The sequence below is a fragment of the Allobosea sp. CS1GBMeth4 genome, from assembly GCF_900185715.1.
Classification (GTDB): Bacteria; Pseudomonadota; Alphaproteobacteria; order Rhizobiales; family Beijerinckiaceae; genus Allobosea.
The window spans coordinates 139144-154970 of record NZ_FYAS01000031.1 but is presented as its reverse complement, the minus strand read 5'-3'; the positions used below and the strand labels follow the sequence as shown (position 1 = coordinate 154970).

14 protein-coding genes are annotated in these 15827 nt (G+C 68.3%); 5 read left to right on the top strand and 9 right to left on the bottom strand.

Annotated features, from left to right (window positions below):
* The first annotated feature begins 94 nt into the window (after nt 1–94).
* The 3 genes from hutG to CS1GBM4_RS19360 all read left to right on the top strand — a co-directional run bounded on the left by hutG (nt 95) and on the right by CS1GBM4_RS19360 (nt 3260).
* The gene (hutG, locus tag CS1GBM4_RS19370) at nt 95–904 is read left to right on the top strand and encodes an N-formylglutamate deformylase (protein WP_186420385.1); all 810 of its coding nucleotides are present in this window, start codon (nt 95–97) and stop codon (nt 902–904) included.
* Complete coding sequence (gene hutU / locus CS1GBM4_RS19365) at nt 901–2568, top strand: urocanate hydratase (protein ID WP_186420384.1); 1668 nt, start codon at nt 901–903, stop codon at nt 2566–2568. The genes hutG and hutU overlap by 4 nt, the downstream gene beginning before the upstream one ends.
* 128 nt (nt 2569–2696) lie before the next feature.
* A complete protein-coding gene (locus CS1GBM4_RS19360; protein WP_186420383.1) occupies nt 2697–3260 on the top strand; it encodes a HutD family protein in 564 nt (187 codons plus the stop codon).
* Between the two features lie 121 nt (nt 3261–3381).
* Here the strand turns inward: CS1GBM4_RS19360 and CS1GBM4_RS19355 are convergent, their stop codons facing one another.
* The gene (locus tag CS1GBM4_RS19355) at nt 3382–4458 is read right to left on the bottom strand and encodes a citrate synthase/methylcitrate synthase (RefSeq protein WP_186420382.1); all 1077 of its coding nucleotides are present in this window, start codon (nt 4456–4458) and stop codon (nt 3382–3384) included.
* 97 nt (nt 4459–4555) lie between these two features.
* Between CS1GBM4_RS19355 and CS1GBM4_RS19350 the strand changes: the two genes are divergently transcribed.
* Complete coding sequence (locus tag CS1GBM4_RS19350; RefSeq protein ID WP_186420381.1) at nt 4556–5713, top strand: citrate synthase family protein; 1158 nt, start codon at nt 4556–4558, stop codon at nt 5711–5713.
* Nucleotides 5714–5729: 16 nt separating this feature from the next.
* Here CS1GBM4_RS19350 and CS1GBM4_RS19345 read toward each other — a convergent pair whose 3' ends face one another.
* The 8 genes from CS1GBM4_RS19345 to CS1GBM4_RS19310 form a co-directional block, all read right to left on the bottom strand.
* Nucleotides 5730–6968 carry a cyclopropane-fatty-acyl-phospholipid synthase family protein gene (locus CS1GBM4_RS19345; RefSeq protein WP_280177735.1) on the bottom strand — a complete coding sequence of 413 codons (1239 nt, stop codon included), beginning with the start codon at nt 6966–6968 and terminating at the stop codon, nt 5730–5732.
* Between the two features lie 242 nt (nt 6969–7210).
* Entirely contained in the window at nt 7211–8617 is a 1407-nt protein-coding gene (locus tag CS1GBM4_RS19340; RefSeq protein WP_186420379.1) for a TRAP transporter large permease, read from the bottom strand.
* Between the two features lie 7 nt (nt 8618–8624).
* Complete coding sequence (locus tag CS1GBM4_RS19335; protein ID WP_186420378.1) at nt 8625–9203, bottom strand: TRAP transporter small permease; 579 nt, start codon at nt 9201–9203, stop codon at nt 8625–8627.
* A gap of 151 nt (nt 9204–9354) precedes the next feature.
* Nucleotides 9355–10326, bottom strand: a complete 972-nt coding sequence (locus CS1GBM4_RS19330; protein ID WP_186420377.1) for a sialic acid TRAP transporter substrate-binding protein SiaP — start codon at nt 10324–10326, stop codon at nt 9355–9357.
* 41 nt (nt 10327–10367) lie between these two features.
* Complete coding sequence (locus CS1GBM4_RS19325; protein ID WP_186420376.1) at nt 10368–11120, bottom strand: FadR/GntR family transcriptional regulator; 753 nt, start codon at nt 11118–11120, stop codon at nt 10368–10370.
* Between the two features lie 133 nt (nt 11121–11253).
* Nucleotides 11254–12039 (bottom strand): ABC transporter ATP-binding protein, encoded by a 786-nt coding sequence (locus CS1GBM4_RS19320; protein WP_186420375.1) that lies wholly within the window; start codon nt 12037–12039, stop codon nt 11254–11256.
* The gene (locus tag CS1GBM4_RS19315; RefSeq protein WP_186420374.1) at nt 12036–12809 is read right to left on the bottom strand and encodes an ABC transporter permease; all 774 of its coding nucleotides are present in this window, start codon (nt 12807–12809) and stop codon (nt 12036–12038) included. Before CS1GBM4_RS19315 ends, CS1GBM4_RS19320 begins: the two co-directional genes overlap by 4 nt.
* A 166-nt stretch (nt 12810–12975) precedes the next feature.
* Nucleotides 12976–13938 (bottom strand): ABC transporter substrate-binding protein, encoded by a 963-nt coding sequence (locus CS1GBM4_RS19310; RefSeq protein ID WP_186420373.1) that lies wholly within the window; start codon nt 13936–13938, stop codon nt 12976–12978.
* 270 nt (nt 13939–14208) lie between these two features.
* Between CS1GBM4_RS19310 and CS1GBM4_RS19305 the strand changes: the two genes are divergently transcribed.
* Complete coding sequence (locus tag CS1GBM4_RS19305; protein ID WP_186420372.1) at nt 14209–15765, top strand: acetolactate synthase large subunit; 1557 nt, start codon at nt 14209–14211, stop codon at nt 15763–15765.
* Nucleotides 15766–15827 lie beyond the last annotated feature (62 nt).

Here is a 15827-nt window from a genome sequence, read left to right as displayed (position 1 = left end):
GCTTGTCCCGACCATCCACGTCTTCGCTGGTCGAGCGCGGTGTTCAAGACGTGGATGCTCGGCACAAGGCCGAGCATGACGTCGGAGACAACACATGACCACCGACATCGTCTCCGTCACGCGCGGCTCGTCGCCGCTCGTCCTGTCGATGCCGCATCCGGGCACCGGCCTGCCGGCCGAGGTGGCGGCGCAGCTCAATGCGCGCGGCAAGCTGGTCGAGGACACCGACTGGCACATGCGCCGGCTCTACGGCTTCGCCGAGCGCTTCCAGCCGACCATCGTCGAAGCGCAGCTCTCGCGCTTCGTCATCGACCTCAACCGCGACCCGGCCGGCGTCTCGCTCTATCCCGGCCAGGCGACGACCGAGCTGGTGCCGACCACCACCTTCGACGGCGCGCCGATCTGGCAGACGCCGCCGGACGAGGCCGAGATCGCCCGGCGACGCGAAGCCTATTTCCAGCCCTATCACGACGCGCTCGCCGCCGAGATCGCGCATGCCAGGGCGCAGCACGGCTTCTGCCTGCTCTGGGACTGCCATTCGATCAAGTCGGTGATCCCGCGCCTGTTTCCGGGCACGCTGCCGACGCTGAACCTCGGCACGAATTCAGGCGCCAGCGCCGCGCCCGCCATTGAAGCCGCTGCGGCCGCTGCGATGGCCGGCAGCGCCTTCAGCCAGGTCGTCAACGGCCGCTTCAAGGGCGGCTGGATCACCCGGCATTACGGCCAGCCAGCCGAGCATGTCCACGCGCTCCAGATGGAGATCGCGCTCTCCGCCTATCTCGACGAGGAGGCGGCGCCCTGGGCTTTCGCTCCGGCCAAGGCCGCCAGCCTGCAGTCGACCCTCTCCAGCATGATCGCGGCCGCGCTCGCAGCCGCCACCCACATCGAACGGACGAAGCCATGACCCGCATCGACAACAGCCGCGTCATCCGCAGCCCGAAAGGCAGCGAGCGCACCGCGAAGTCCTGGCTGACGGAAGCGGCGCTGCGCATGCTGATGAACAATCTCGACCCCGACGTCGCCGAGAAGCCGGGCGAACTCGTGGTCTATGGCGGCATCGGCCGTGCCGCCCGCAGCTGGGAGGATTTCGACAGGATCGTCGGCGCCCTGCGCGGGCTCGAAGCCGACGAGACCCTGCTGGTCCAGTCCGGCAAGCCGGTCGGCGTCTTCAAGACGCATCCGGACGCGCCGCGCGTGCTGATCGCGAATTCGAACCTCGTCCCGGCCTATGCCAACTGGGAGCATTTCCACCATCTCGATAAGCTCGGGCTGATGATGTACGGCCAGATGACGGCCGGTTCCTGGATCTATATCGGCACGCAGGGCATCGTTCAGGGCACCTACGAGACCTTCGTCGAGGTCGGCCGCCAGCACTACGGCGGCAGCCTCAAGGGCAAGTGGATCCTGACCGGCGGCCTCGGCGGCATGGGTGGCGCCCAGCCGCTCGCCGCGACCATGGCCGGCGCCTCGATGATCGCGGTCGAGTGCAAGCCGTCCTCGATCGAGTTCCGCCTGCGCACCCGCTATCTCGACGAGAAGGCCGACAGCGTCGACGATGCCCTGAAGATCATCGAAGCCGCCCATGCCAGGGGCAAGGCCGTCTCGGTCGGCGTGCTCGGCAACGCCGCCGAGATCTTTCCCGACATGGTCCGCCGCGGCATCCGGCCGGACGTCGTCACCGACCAGACCTCGGCGCACGACCCGCTCAACGGCTATCTGCCCGCCGGCTGGACTCTGGAGGAATGGGACGAGCGCAAGGAGCGCGACCCCTCCGGCACGATCGAAGCCGCCAAGAGGTCCATGGCCGAGCACGTCCGGGCGATGCTCGACTTCCAGCGCATGGGCGTCCCGACGCTCGATTACGGCAACAATATCCGCCAGATGGCCAAGGATATGGGCGTCGCCGACGCCTTCGATTTCCCGGGCTTCGTGCCGGCCTATATCCGCCCGCTGTTCTGCCGCGGCATCGGCCCGTTCCGCTGGGCGGCGCTCTCCGGCGATCCGGAGGACATCTACCGCACCGACCAGCGCGTGAAGGAGCTGATGCCGGACGATCACCACCTGCACAACTGGCTCGACATGGCGCGCGAGCGCATCCAGTTCCAGGGCCTGCCGGCGCGCATCTGCTGGGTCGGCCTCGGCGACCGCCACCGGCTCGGCCTCGCCTTCAACGAAATGGTGGCGAAAGGCGAGGTCAAGGCGCCGATCGTGATCGGCCGCGACCATCTCGATTCCGGCTCGGTCGCCTCGCCCAACCGCGAAACCGAGGCGATGAAGGACGGCTCGGACGCGGTCTCCGACTGGCCGCTGCTCAACGCCCTGCTCAACACCGCCGGCGGCGCGACCTGGGTCTCGCTGCACCATGGCGGCGGCGTCGGCATGGGCTATTCGCAGCATGCCGGTGTCGTCATCGTCGCCGACGGCACGCCGGAGGCGGCCAGGCGGCTGGAGCGCGTGCTCTGGAACGACCCCGCCACCGGCGTGATGCGCCATGCCGATGCCGGCTACGAGATCGCTCTGGATTGCGCCCGCGAGAAGGGGCTGAAGCTGCCCGGGATTCTGGGCTGACGAAACCCGTCATTGCGAGCGCAGCGAAGCAATCCAGGGGCCATGGCTCTCTACGCCCTGCTGGATTGCTTCGTCGCTTCGCTCCTCGCAATGACGGTGAGAGATGCATTTTCCAGCGAGGATCTCCGATGCGCCTCATCCGCGCCGCCGACTGCCTGGTCATGCCGTGGAAGAACGGCGGCGGCACCACGACCGAGATCGCCGTCGCGCCGGAGGGCGCCTCGCTGAGCGATTTCGACTGGCGCATCAGCATGGCCCATGTCGGGCAGGACGGGCCGTTCTCGGCCTTTCCCGGCATCGACCGGACGCTGTCGGTGCTGACCGGCGTCGGCATCACCCTGGCCTTCGGCGACGGCGAGCGCGTCCAGCTCGACCGGACGAGCGCGCCCTATTCCTTCGCCGCCGACCGCGCGGTCGAGGGGCTGCTGGCCGACGGGCCGATCGACGATCTCAACGTGATGAGCCGGCGCGGCCTCTGGCGGCACCGGGTCGAACGTGTTTCCGGCGCAGGCTCGCTCAGCGCGAGCGAGGGCCTGCTGGTGCTGGTCGCCCGCAAGGGCGACTGGCAGGTGAGCGGCGCAGCGCTCGTCGCCGGCGACAGCGCGATCCTGGAGGCGCCGGGACGCGTCGAGCTGGTCAGCCATAGCGGTGAGGCGGAGCTTTATGCGGTCTGGCTGACGGCGGAGCGCTAATCCACGCGTCATTCTGGGGCGCAGCGCAGCGCAGACCCGAGAAACTCGTGACGAGACGGCGCCGGCTGGCGCCTCTTCCGGCCCCGAGATGCTCGGGTCATGCCCGAGCATGACGTGCTCTTCACGCCGCCCGCCTCGGCTGCGGGCCGACATAGACCGATTGCGGCCGGATCAGCCGGCCGGTCTCGATCTGCTCGCGGGCATGGGCGAGCCAGCCCATGGTGCGGCCGAGCGCGAAGACGCAGGTGAAGGCCTCCGGCGGGAAGCCGAGCGCCTCCAGCAGCAGCGCCGTGTAGAACTCGACATTGGTCTCGAGCGAGCGGCCGGGCTTGCGCTCGCGCAGGATCGCGAGCGCCGCCAGCTCGACCGCCTCGGCATGGCGCAGGCGGCCGGCATCGGCGCCGAGCCGAGCGATCGCCTGCTTCAGCGCATCGGCACGCGGATCGCGAACACGATAGACGCGGTGGCCGAAGCCCATCAGCCGCTCGCCGCGGTCGAGCGCGCCCTCCAGCCAGGCCCGAGCATTGGCCGGCTCGCCGATGGCGTCGAGCATCTCGATGACCGGCCCCGGCGCACCGCCATGCAGCGGGCCCTTCAAGGCGCTGATCCCGGCCAGCACGGCCGAGACCAGCCCGGCCCGGGTCGAGGCGACGACGCGCGCGGCGAAGGTCGAGGCATTGAGGCCGTGATCGGCGACGGTGACGAGATAGGCGTCGAGCGCGGCGGCCTGCGCCCCGGTCGGCGCCTCGCCGCGCAGCATGCGCAGCGTGTCCGCCGCCTGCGACAGCGTGGGATCGGGCGCAATCGGCATGAGGCCACGCCGCTTGCGCACGGCAGCGGCGCTGAAGACCGCCGGCGCGGCGAGCAGCTTCAGCGCCGTCCCCGCCTCTTCTCCATCCGACATCTGCGCCGTCCAGGCCCGCAGCGCCTCGACCGGGCCGAGATCGTCCGACAGGGAAGCACGCTCCACGATCGGGAAGAGATCGGCGCGGGCGCGGCCGAGCGCCGCCGCCAGGTCGCGGCCCTGCGGCAGGCCGGGCAGCAAGCCCTCCAGCAGCAGCGCCGCCATCTCCTCGAAGCTGGTGCGGCCGGCGAGCTCGGCGAGGCTGTGGCCGCGGATCACGAGGCGGCCGGCGGCACCGTCGACCTCCGAGAGCACGGTGTGGGCGGCGACGACGTCATCGAGACCATCGGACATGGCAAGAACTCCTCAAAAGCGATCGGCTCGAGGATCGGCGTCCGCATTGCAACGATCAATCTTGAACAATACAATCAATATTTCTAGGAGAGGAATGATGCAGGACTGGCTGACGGCACAGGAGGCGATGGCGCGGCTACGCCTGAAGCCGCAGACGCTTTACGCCTATGTCAGCCGCGGGCTGATCGAGGCCCGCAGCGATGCCGGAGATTCTCGCCGCAGCCTCTATCGCGCCGAGGACGTCGCCCGGCTGGAGCATCGCAAGGCGCGCGGCCGCCGCCCGGCTGCGATCGCCGAGGATGCGATCGCTTATGGCGAGCCGGTGCTCCCTTCCAGCATCACCACAATCGAGCGCGGCGGCCTGTGGTATCGCGGGCGGGAGGCGGCGCGCCTCGCCGAGAGCGCCAGGCTGGAGGACGTCGCCCGGCTGCTGTGGGATTGCGGGACGCAGCGCTTCCCGCCGCAGGCGACCATGGTCCCGCCCGGCGAGCCGCTCGCGCGCATCTTCGCGGTGATCGCGGGGCGCGCCGCGTCCGACCGACCGATGGCGGGCCGGGCCAAGAAGGCGCTCTATCTCGAGGCCGCGGCCGTGCTCGACGCGCTGGTCGACGCCATCGCCGGCGGCCCGGGCGAGGGACCGATCCATCAGCGGCTGGCGCGCGCCTGGGGCTGCGGGGCCGACGGCGCCGAGCCGATCCGGCGCGCGCTCGTCCTGCTCGCCGACCATGAGCTCAACGCCTCGACCTTCGCGGCGCGCGTCACCGCCTCGACCGGCGCCTCGCTCGCCGCCTGCGCCCTGGCCGGGCTCGCAGCGCTCTCCGGGCCCCTGCATGGCGGCATCGCGCCGCGCGTGCTCGCGCTGATGCGGGACATCGAGCGCGACGGGCTGGAGGCGACGCTCGCCGCGCGGCTGGAGGCGGGCACCGGCCTGCCGGGCTTCGGCCACCCGCTCTACCCCGACGGGGACCCGCGCGCGCGGGCCCTGTTCGCGGCCTTCGAACCACCGGCCGCCCATACGCGGGCGCAGGCTGCGATCGGCGCAATGACGGGCGAGGAGCCGAACATCGATTTCGCCCTCTCGGCGCTCGCGGTGCGGTTCGAGCTGCCGGAGACGGCGCCGTTCCAGATCTTCGCCGCGGCGCGCTGCACCGGCTGGCTCGCCCACGCGCTCGAGCAGAACGAGAGCGGCCGGCTGATCCGGCCGCGCGCCCGCTATGTCGGTCCGGCTCCGGCCGAGGCCGGCGGGCCGACATAGCCCGGCTCGGTTCCGCTCACCGCACGAGCGCCGGCCTCGGTTCCTCCGATGCTTGCGGCCGGGTCGCCAGCGGCGCCCTGCCCTTCTCGCTCATGTAATCGCGAGTCATCGGCAGCGTATCGAGCCGCTTGGCGAGCTGGAGCTGGAAGACGACGAGGCCGTCATAGCGGAAGCTCGCTTCCGAGGCGGCGAGGTAGAACTCCCACATCCGGGCGAAGCGCTCGTCATACATGGCGACGGCTTCCTGCCGCCGGGCGAGGAAGCGCTCGCGCCAGGCTCTCAGCGTCTCGGCATAGTGCAGGCGCAGCACCTCGACATCGGTGATGATCAGCCCCTCCTTCTCCACCGCCGCCGCGACTTCCGAGAGCGCCGGGATGTAGCCGCCGGGGAAGATGTACTTCGCGATGAAGGGGTTGGTCGCGCCCGGCGGCGTGCTGCGGCCGATCGTGTGGATCAGCGCGACGCCGTCATCCTCGAGCAGCTCCCGGATCTTGCGGAAATAGTCGCGATAATAGCCGACGCCGACATGCTCGAACATGCCGACCGAGACGACGCGGTCGAAGCGCTCGGTCACGGCACGGTAGTCCTGCAGGCGGAACTCGACGGGCAGCCCCGATTCCTCGGCCCGCTTGCTCGAGGCGGCGAGCTGCTCCTCGGAGAGGGTGATGCCGGTCACCTTCGCCCCGGTCTCGCGCGCGATCGATAGGCCGAGCCCGCCCCAGCCGGAACCAATGTCGAGCACGCGCTGGCCCGGCTTCAGGGCCAGTTTCGCCGCGATGCGGCGCTTCTTAGCCGCCTGCGCCTCCTCCAGCGTCGCGCCCGGATGCTCGAAGAAGGCACAGGAATATTGCTGGTCCTCATCGAGGAAGAGCCGGAAGAACTCGCTCTTGAGATCGTAGTGGTGATGGATGTTGCGCTTGGCCCAGGCCGGGGTGTTGTGCTGCTTCAGCCGGCGCACTGCCGTGCGCAGCCTCGTCAGCCCGCTCGCCCAGGCAGAAGGCGGCTGCCGCGACAGGCCGCGCACCAGGGCCTCGAGCAATTGGTAGAGCGTGCCGCGCTCGACGACGACGCGGCCGTCCATCACGGCCTCGCCGAGCGCAAGCTCGGGATCGAGGGCCAGCCTGAACTCGGTCTCGCGGTCGGATATCCGAAGCTTGATCGCGGGCGCCGTCCCTCGCCCGGCCGAATGGAGCGTTCCATCGGCGAACATGACATCGACACGCGGCTCGCAGATGAGCCGGGACAACATGGTCATCAACAGACTGCGCATGGCGCCACCTCACGGCAGTGCCCCTTCGCCATCGAAGATGGCGATCACCCGCGGCAGCGTAACAGAGGGTTCGGCGCAAAGCTGATCCCCGCCAGCCGCATGCCGCAGCCGTCAGCTCCATCACAGAAAACGAGAAAAGTAACAATATGTTCCGTTGCGTGGAGCCTTGGCGCCGGAGCCGCGCTACGCCGCGGAGGCGACGCGAGGCCAGCTCCGCCGTCTTGCCCTCATCGGATCATGCCCATGGTGCGCGGCAGCCAGAGCGTCACCTCTGGGATGAAGGTGATCGCCAGGAGCGCGGCGAAGAGCGGCGCCAGCCAGGGCAGGATCGCCATGGTGGTGCGCTCGACCGAGAGCCTGGCGACGCGCGAGAGCACGAACAGCACCATGCCGAGCGGCGGATGCAGCAGGCCGATCATCAGGTTCAGCGTCATGATCAGGCCGAAATGGATCGGGTCGATGCCGAGCTTGAGGGCGATCGGCAGCAGGATCGGCACCACGATGGTGATCGCCGCGATGGTGTCGAGGAAGCAGCCGATGAAGAGCAGCAGCAGGTTCACCAGGATCAGGAACACCCATTTGTTCTGGGTGAAGCCGAGGATCAGGTCGGAGAGCAGCTGCGCGGTCTGCGAGACGGTGAGCAGCCAGGCGAAGATCGAGGCGGCGGTGACGATGAACAGCACGGAGGCCGTGGTCTCGATCGTGTCGAAGGTCGCCTTGGTCAAGCTGCGCATGGTCATGGAGCGGTAGCGGACCAGTCCGAGGAAGAGCGACCAGATCACGGCCGCAGCGGCTGCCTCGGTCGGCGTAAACCAGCCCATGGTCATGCCGCCGATCAGGATGACCGGCGTCATCAGCGCCATCACGGCCGAGAAGTCGAAGTAGTAGTCCAGCGCCAGCAGCACCGCGAGCGCGATGCCGATGGCGAGATTGGGATCGAGCCCCGCGAAGACCAGCCCGTAGGCGAGAAGCGGGAAACCCATCACGACCAGCACCTCGACGCCGGCCGAGCCGAGCTGGCGCAGCGAGAACGGCGTGTCCGAGCCCCATCTGTAGATGCGGGCGAAGATCGCGACCGTCGCCATCATGAACAGGGTCATCATCACGCCGGGAAGGACGCCTCCGAGGAAGAGCGCGCCGATCGAGGTGTTCGCCATCATGCCGTAGATGACGAAGGGCAGGGATGGCGGGATGATCGGCCCGAGCGTGGCCGAGGCGGCGGTGACGCCGACCGCGACCTCGGTCGAGTAGCCATGATCCTTCATCGCCTTGATCTCGATCGTGCCGATGCCGGCGGCGTCGGCGATCGCGGTGCCGGACATGCCGGAGAAGATCACCGAGCCGATGATGTTGACCTGGGCGAGGCCGCCGCGCATCCAGCCGACGAGCGCGACGGCGAAGGAATAGATGCGGCCGGTCACGCCGGCGATGTTCATGAGGTTGCCGGCGAGGATGAAGAAGGGCACCGCCAGCAGCGGGAAGCTCTCGACGCCGGCGATCATGCGCTGGGCCATGATCACGTCCGGCACCGTGCCGGTGGCGAGGATGAAGGCGAGCGAGGCGACGGCCATCGCGACGGCGACGGGCACACCGAGCACCATCAGGCCGAGGAAGGTTCCGAGCAGGATCAGCATGTCGGTCTCAGGCCTCCGAGCCGTCGAAGGCCGAGGGACGCTCCAGCACGGAATAACCTCGCCGCCAGTTCTGCCAGGCGACCTGGATCGCGCGCAGCGTCATCAGCCCGAAGGCGATCACGACCGCATAGAACACGACCGATTTCGGGAACTGGATGGTCGTCATCATCTCGTCGGGGATGAGCTCGGCGTAGCGATGCGTCAGCACCGTGCCGTAGGCGAAGAAGCCGATCCGCACGATGTCGACCGCGGTCGCGAGCGCCCGGCCGGCGCGATGCGGCAGGTAGCGATAGAGAAAGTCGACCTGGATGTGGCGCGAGGCGCGCACGCACATCGCCGAGCCGAGGAAGACGACGACGATCAGCGCGTAGATCGCGATCTCCTCGGTCCAGGCGAAGCTGTCGTTGAGGACGTAGCGCGTGAAGAACTGGGCCACGACGCAGGCGACCATGACCCAGAAGGCGGCGAGCGTCGCCCAGTCCTCGGCCCCGTAGCCGGACAGGTCGGCCGGCGGCGGCGCCTCGTCGAAGACGTGGGCGATCTCCTCGCTGGTGACTTGCGTATGGATTTCCGGCGTCGTGGTCATGGCTGAATCCGGTCAGGGTCAGGGTCGCGGCGCTTGCCGTCATAGCGAGCGAAGCGAAGCAATCCAGGAGGGCTCGCTCGGCGGCCCCTGGATTGCTTCGTCGCTGCGCTCCTCGCAATGACGGCGAACCGTCACCGAAGGGAACGGGCGATCACTTGATCGCCTGGATCTTCTCCCAGTCGGCCTTGCGATAGCCGAACTGCTCGAAGGTGACGTTCTTCTGCACCGCGGCGAGGAAGTCGGCCTTGTCGATCTCGGTCACGGTGAGGCCGCGATCCTTGAAGACCTGCACGAGCTTGGCCTCGTCGGCCTGGATCTTCTTGGTGGCGCGCTCGGCCGCCTCCTGGGCAACGTCGGTGAAGACCTTGCGGTCCTCCGGCGAGAGCTTGTCCCAGAGCTGCTTGGCGACGACGGTGTTGAGGTGATCGACGATGTGGCCGGTGAGCACGATGTGCTTCTGGACCTCGTAGAACTTCTTCGCGTCGATGGTGTTGAGCGGGTTCTCCTGCGCCTCGACGGTGCCGTTCTGCAGCGCGAGATAGACCTCGGCGAAGGCGATCGGCGTGGTGTTGGCGCCGCAGGCGCGCGGCATGGCGAGATAGGCCGGCACGTCGGGCACGCGGATCTTCAGGCCCTTCATGTCGGCGCAGGTCTTGATCGGCTTGTTCGAGGTGGTGTGGCGGGTGCCGTAATAGGTCACGGCCAGGATCTGGTGGCCGCTCTTCTCCTGGTAGCCCTTGGCCATCTCCTTGAAGACGTCGCTCTTGGTGTAGGCGAGCAGATGGTCGGGGCCGCGGAAGGTGAACGGGTAATAGGTCACGCCGATCGGCGGGAAGCTGCGCGCGGCGAAGCTCGAACCGGAGATGATCATGTCGACAGTGCCCAGGGTCAGGCCCTGGTTGATGTCGGTCTCCTTGCCGAGCTGCGAAGCCGGATAGACCGTGATCTCGTATTTGCCGTTGGTGCGCTTCTTGATCTCCTCGGCGGCCCAGACCGACTCGGTGTGGAAGGGCTCCGGGGTCTCGTAGACATGGGCCCATTTCAGCTTGGTCTGGGCCTCGGCCGGCGTACCGGCGAAAAGCGCGCCGGCGGCGAGCGCGGCGAGGGCGTAATGCAGTTTCATCGTCTGTCCTCCCTGGAACCTGGATTGCGAGCGAGCTTGCGTCATTTGGTCCGAGCGTGCCGGCGCTGACGCTCGCCTGCCCGCTTGACGTCGACCTCACCGAAGCTCTGCGAGAAGCGCTCCTGCGAGGCCTGGAGATGAACGCGCATGGCTGCGCGCGCAGCCTCGCCGTCGCCGCCCGCGAGAGCGGCGTGGACGGCGCGATGTTCGCGCGCCGCGGCCCGCCACGATTCCTCGTTCTCGAAATATTGTGCGAGCCGCCGGAAATAAGGGCTCATGCGCTGGTCGAAGAGCTCGCCGACGCAGCGCACCAGCAGGGTGTTGCCGAGCATCGCCGCGATCTCGACATGAAAGGCGCGGTCGAGCGCGATCAGCCGTTCGGCCGGGAGGCCGGGCTGCTCCATCTGGTCGAGAAGGCCGGCGAGGCCGGCGAGCTGTTCCGGGCTCGCCCGCGTCGCCGCTTCGGCCGAGACCGCGCCTTCGACGAGCCGGCGCGCTTCCAGCACCTCGAACGGGCCCTCGGCAGGCAAGTCCGCACCGATGTGACGCGCAGCCGCATGCACGGAATCCACGACATAGACGCCGGAACCCATGCGGATGCGCACCCGGCCCTCGACCTCGAGCGCAATCAGCGCCTCGCGCACCGAGGGGCGGGAGACGCCGAGCTTCTCCGCGAGCTCGCGCTCGGCCGGCAGGCGGCTGCCGACCGGAAATTCATGCCGGTCGATGAGGTGGCGCAATTGATCGGCGATCTGCCGATAAAGACGCGGCGACTCGACGACTGCGAGCGGCATCGGCTCCCTGGATCCTTCCCTGCGCCCCCCGGTTTCGAGCGGCATCGATTTGGCCATGTGGTCAGGCCAATTTCGGCAGGAAGGAACCACCATACCGGTGTGGTGTCAACCGGCACGGCTGGGGCAAGCGTCTTCAGTGCCCCTCCGCCGCGAGCACCGCCTCGACGCGGATCTCCTCGACCAGCCGCTCCTTCAGGGCGACGAATTCCGGCGAGGTCTTGATTGTATAGGGCCTCGGATGGGGCAGTTCGACCGGGATATCGGCCTTGATCCGGCCCGGCCGCGCGCTCATCACGACGACGCGCGAGCCGACGAAGATCGCCTCCTCGATGTCGTGGGTGACGAAGAGCACGGTCTTCTGCTCGCGCTCCCAGATGCCGAGCAGCATTTCCTGCATCAGAGCGCGGGTCTGGTTGTCAAGCGCACCGAAGGGCTCGTCGAGCAGGAGGATCTTGGGATCGTTGGCGAGCGCGCGGGCGATCGCGGTGCGCTGCTGCATGCCGCCGGAGAGCTGCTTGGGGAAATGGTCGACGAAGCCGGCGAGCCCGACGCGCTCGGCCCATTTGCGGGCGATGTCGAGCCGCTCGCGCTCCGGCACACCCTTCTCGCGCAAGCCGAAGGCGATGTTCTGCACCACCGTCAGCCAAGGGAACAGCGTATAGCTCTGGAAGACGAAGCCGCGATCGGCGCCCGGCCCGGTGACGGGGGCGCCGTCGAGCAGGATCTTGCCTTCGGTGGCCGTCTCCAGCCCGCCGACGATGCGCAGCAGCGTCGACTTTCCGCAGCCGGAGGGGCCGAGGATGGTGATGAAGTCGTTGTCGGCGACGTTCAGCGAGGTCGGCATCAGCGCGCGGGTCGGCTGGCCCTTGCCGCGGGCCGGGAAGACCTTGCCGACCTGGTCGATCAGGAGCTTGCTCATGCCTGCGCCCACGGAAACAGGCGCTGGTTGACCGCCTTGAAGAGGAAATCGGAGACCAGCCCGATCAGGCCGATGACGATGATGCCGAAGATGATCTGTCCGGTGTTCAGCAGCGCCTGGCTGTCGGTGATCATGTGGCCGATGCCGGAAGAGGAGCCGATCAGCTCGGCGACGATGACATAGGTCCAGGCCCAGCCGAGGACGAGGCGGAAGATCTCGGCGATCTCCGGCGCGGCATTGGGCAGGAGCACGCGGCGCACCACGGAAGGGTCGCTGGCGCCCAGCGTATAGGCGGCGTCGACCAGGTCGCGCCTGATGCCGCCGACCGCGACGGCGATCATCAGCACGAGCTGGAAGAACGAGCCGATGAAGATGACGAGGAGCTTCTGCGTCTCGCCGATGCCCGCCCAGAGGATCAGCAGCGGAATGAAGGCCGAGGCCGGCAGATAGCGCGCAAAGGAGACGAAGGGCTCGAGGAAGGCTTCGACCGGCTTGTAGGCCCCCATCAGGATGCCGAGCGGCAGCGCCACGACGACGGCGAGGACGAAGCCGCCGAGGACCCGCCAGATCGTCATGCCGATATCGACGATGAAGCCGTGGTTGACCAGCAGGTTCCAGCCTTCGCCGACCATGGCGAGCGGATCGGCGAGGAAGAGTTTCTGCACATAGCCGCCGAAGGTCGCGACCGACCAGACCGCGACGAAGAGCGCGAAGAAGGCGACGCCGTAGCCGACACGGGCGGCGGCGGAGACCGGCTGAAGTGGTTTCATACTTCTCTCTCGTCTTTCCGGGGCGCGGCGAAGCCGCGAGCCCGGCCCCCATGAACACCGACCTCTGCGGACGAAGCGGCAGGGCCCGGAGCGCGCTGGGCAATGACGTGTTCATGGGTTCCGGGCTCGGCCGTTCGGGCCGCCCCGGAATGACGGCTGCGTCAGCTCACTTGCCGGCGACGTATTTCGTCTCGACCAGGGAGTTGATATCGGGCTTGGCCTTGATCAGGCCGATCTCGAGCAGCAGGTCGGCGGCCTTGGCGGTGAAGGCCTGCCACTCGCCGGAGAAGAACGCCTTGTTGCCCTCGGCGTCCGACCAGCGCAGGAAGCCCGCCGACTTGCCGAACTGCTCGCCCGTCTGCTTCACGTCGGCGCCCATGATGCCATAGGCCTTGTCCTTGTCGGACTTGATCATCGCGAGCGCATCGAAATAGCTCTTGGTCAGCGCCGCGGCGGCCGCGTCGTTCTCGGCGAGGAATTTCGGCGTGCAGCCGAAGGTGTCCATCACCATCGGATAATCGAGCGTCGTGGCGATGATCTTGCCGGCGTCGGGCTTCTCGCGCACCGCCGAGAGATAGGGCTCGTAGGTCATGGCGGCGTCGTTCTGGCCGGCGATGAAGGCCTGCGCGGCCGGGCCCGGCTCCATGTTGACGACACTGACGTCCTTCACCGACATGCCGTTCTCCTTGAGGATCCAGGCGAGGGCGAAATAGGGCGAGGTGCCGGGCGCCGAGGCGGCGACCGTCTTGCCCTTGAGGTCCTTGATCGAGCCGGTCGCGCTGCGCACGGCCATGCCGTCGGCGCCGTAGCTCTTGTCGAGCTGGAAGATCTGCCTGGTCTTGATGCCGGCGGCGTCCCAGACGATCCAAGTCTCGACCGTGGTCGCGGCGCACTGGATGTCGCCCGAGGCGATGGCGAGGTGGCGGTCCTTCTGCGGGATCTTCTTGATCGTCACGTCGAGGCCGTTCCTGGCGAAGATGCCGGCTTCCTTGGCGAGCACCAGCGGCGCGAAGCCGGTCCAGCCGGAGATGCCGATGCTCACCTTGGTCTGGGCTTGCGCGCCGCCCGCCGCAACGAAAGCGGCGAGGCCGATCCCGGCCGCCGCCCCGATACGCTTCACACCTGTCATGACGAACCCTTTCCCCTCTCGATTCCGCCTGCGGCGGACCCCGGCCAACGCAGCCCGATCAGGCCCGATAAAGCAAGCTTCGTTCCAGTTCAGGTTAAATGCATATGCAAATCCGTCAAGGCGGAGCGGGACCGTCCGGAGCCGGCGGAATGGCTGATCACCGCAGCTTGGGAAAGCAATGACATTCTCTTGTTTGACACTGCGATGGCGATCCCTTCCCCTCGGCGGGATCGGCGCGGAGCGCCTTTGGCTATCGAGAGGTTCTCCCGGATGAATGGCGCCGACCGCCTGTGCGACACGCTGCTGGTCAACGATGTCGATGTCTGCTTCGCCAATCCCGGCACTTCGGAAATGCACTTCGTCGCGGCGCTCGACCGCAAGCCGCAGATGCGCTGCGTGCTCGGCCTGTTCGAGGGCGTGGTCACCGGCGCGGCCGACGGCTATGCTCGCATGGCCGACAAGCCGGCGGCGACGCTGCTGCATTGCGGGCCCGGCATGGCGAACGCGCTCGCCAACATGCACAACGCCAAGCGCGCCTATACGCCGATGATCAACGTGGTCGGCGACCACGCGACCTATCATCTGCGGCACGACGCGCCCTTGACCAGCGACATCGAGGGCCTGGCCTGGCCGATGTCGCAGTTCGTGCGCCGCATCGCTTCACCCGAGGATGTCGGCCCGGCGATCGGCGAAGCCTATGCCGCCGCGCTGTCGCTGCCCGGCGTCACCACCGTGATCCTGCCTGCCGATTGCGCCTGGGGCAGCGTCGAGCCGGCGGAGCTGAAGCGCACGACCGTGCCGGCGCCGAAGCAGGTTGATCAGGCGCGAATCCGCGAGGTCGCGGGCCTGCTGCGCAAGCACGGCTCGCGCGCGGCGATCATGCTGACCGGCTCGGCGCTGCGCGAAGGGCCGATGAACATGGCAGCGCGCGTCTGCGCCGCCACCGGCGCGCAGATCTTCGCGCAGATGTCGAACGGCCGGATCGAGCGCGGCGCCGGCCGCGTCGCCATCCCGAAAGTATATTATCCGGTCGACATGGCGCTGCAGCAGCTCGCCGGCATCGACCTGCTCGTGCTGATCGGCGCCAAGGTGCCGGTCGGCTTCTTCGCCTATCCCGGCAAGCCGGGCCGCCTCGTGCACGAAGGCTGCCATGTCGAGCAGCTCGCCGTGCCGGGCGAGGATCTGCCGGCAGCGATCGAGGCGCTCGCGGACGCGCTCTCGGCCAGGGCGACGCCGCCCGCCTTCATCGCTGCGCCGCAGCGGGCTGGCGAGGCGCTGCCCGGCGGCGCGCTCGACGCCGACAAGGTCTGCGCCATCGTCGCGCGGCTGCTGCCGGAGAACGCGGTCGTCTGCGACGAATCCGTCTCTTCGGGCCGCAGCTTCTATTACGACTGCCATGGCGCGCCGCAGCACGACTATATCCAGCTCACCGGCGGCGCGATCGGCGAAGGCATCCCGCTCGCGATCGGCGCGGCGGTCGCCTGCCCTGACCGCAAGGTGATCGGGATGCAGGCCGACGGCTCCGGCATGTACACGGTGCAGGGCCTGTGGACCCAGGCGCGCGAGAACCTCGACGTCGTCACCGTGGTCTTCGCCAACCGCACCTATGCGATCCTGCACGGCGAGATGCGCAATGTCGGCGTCAACGATTTCGGCCGCAACGCCAAGCTGATGCTCAACCTCGACGAGCCGGCGCTGGACTGGGTCTCGATGGCGAAGGGCATGGGCGTCGAAGCCGCCCGCGCCACGACCGCCGAGGAGTTCACCAGGCTCTTCAAGGGCGCGCTCGGCCGCAAGGGGCCGTTCCTGATCGAGGCGGTGATCTGAAGGCCCCCGCCTCTCCCCGCGGCAAGGGATCACCCGTAACCTCGCGCGCCCAGATGGCGAAT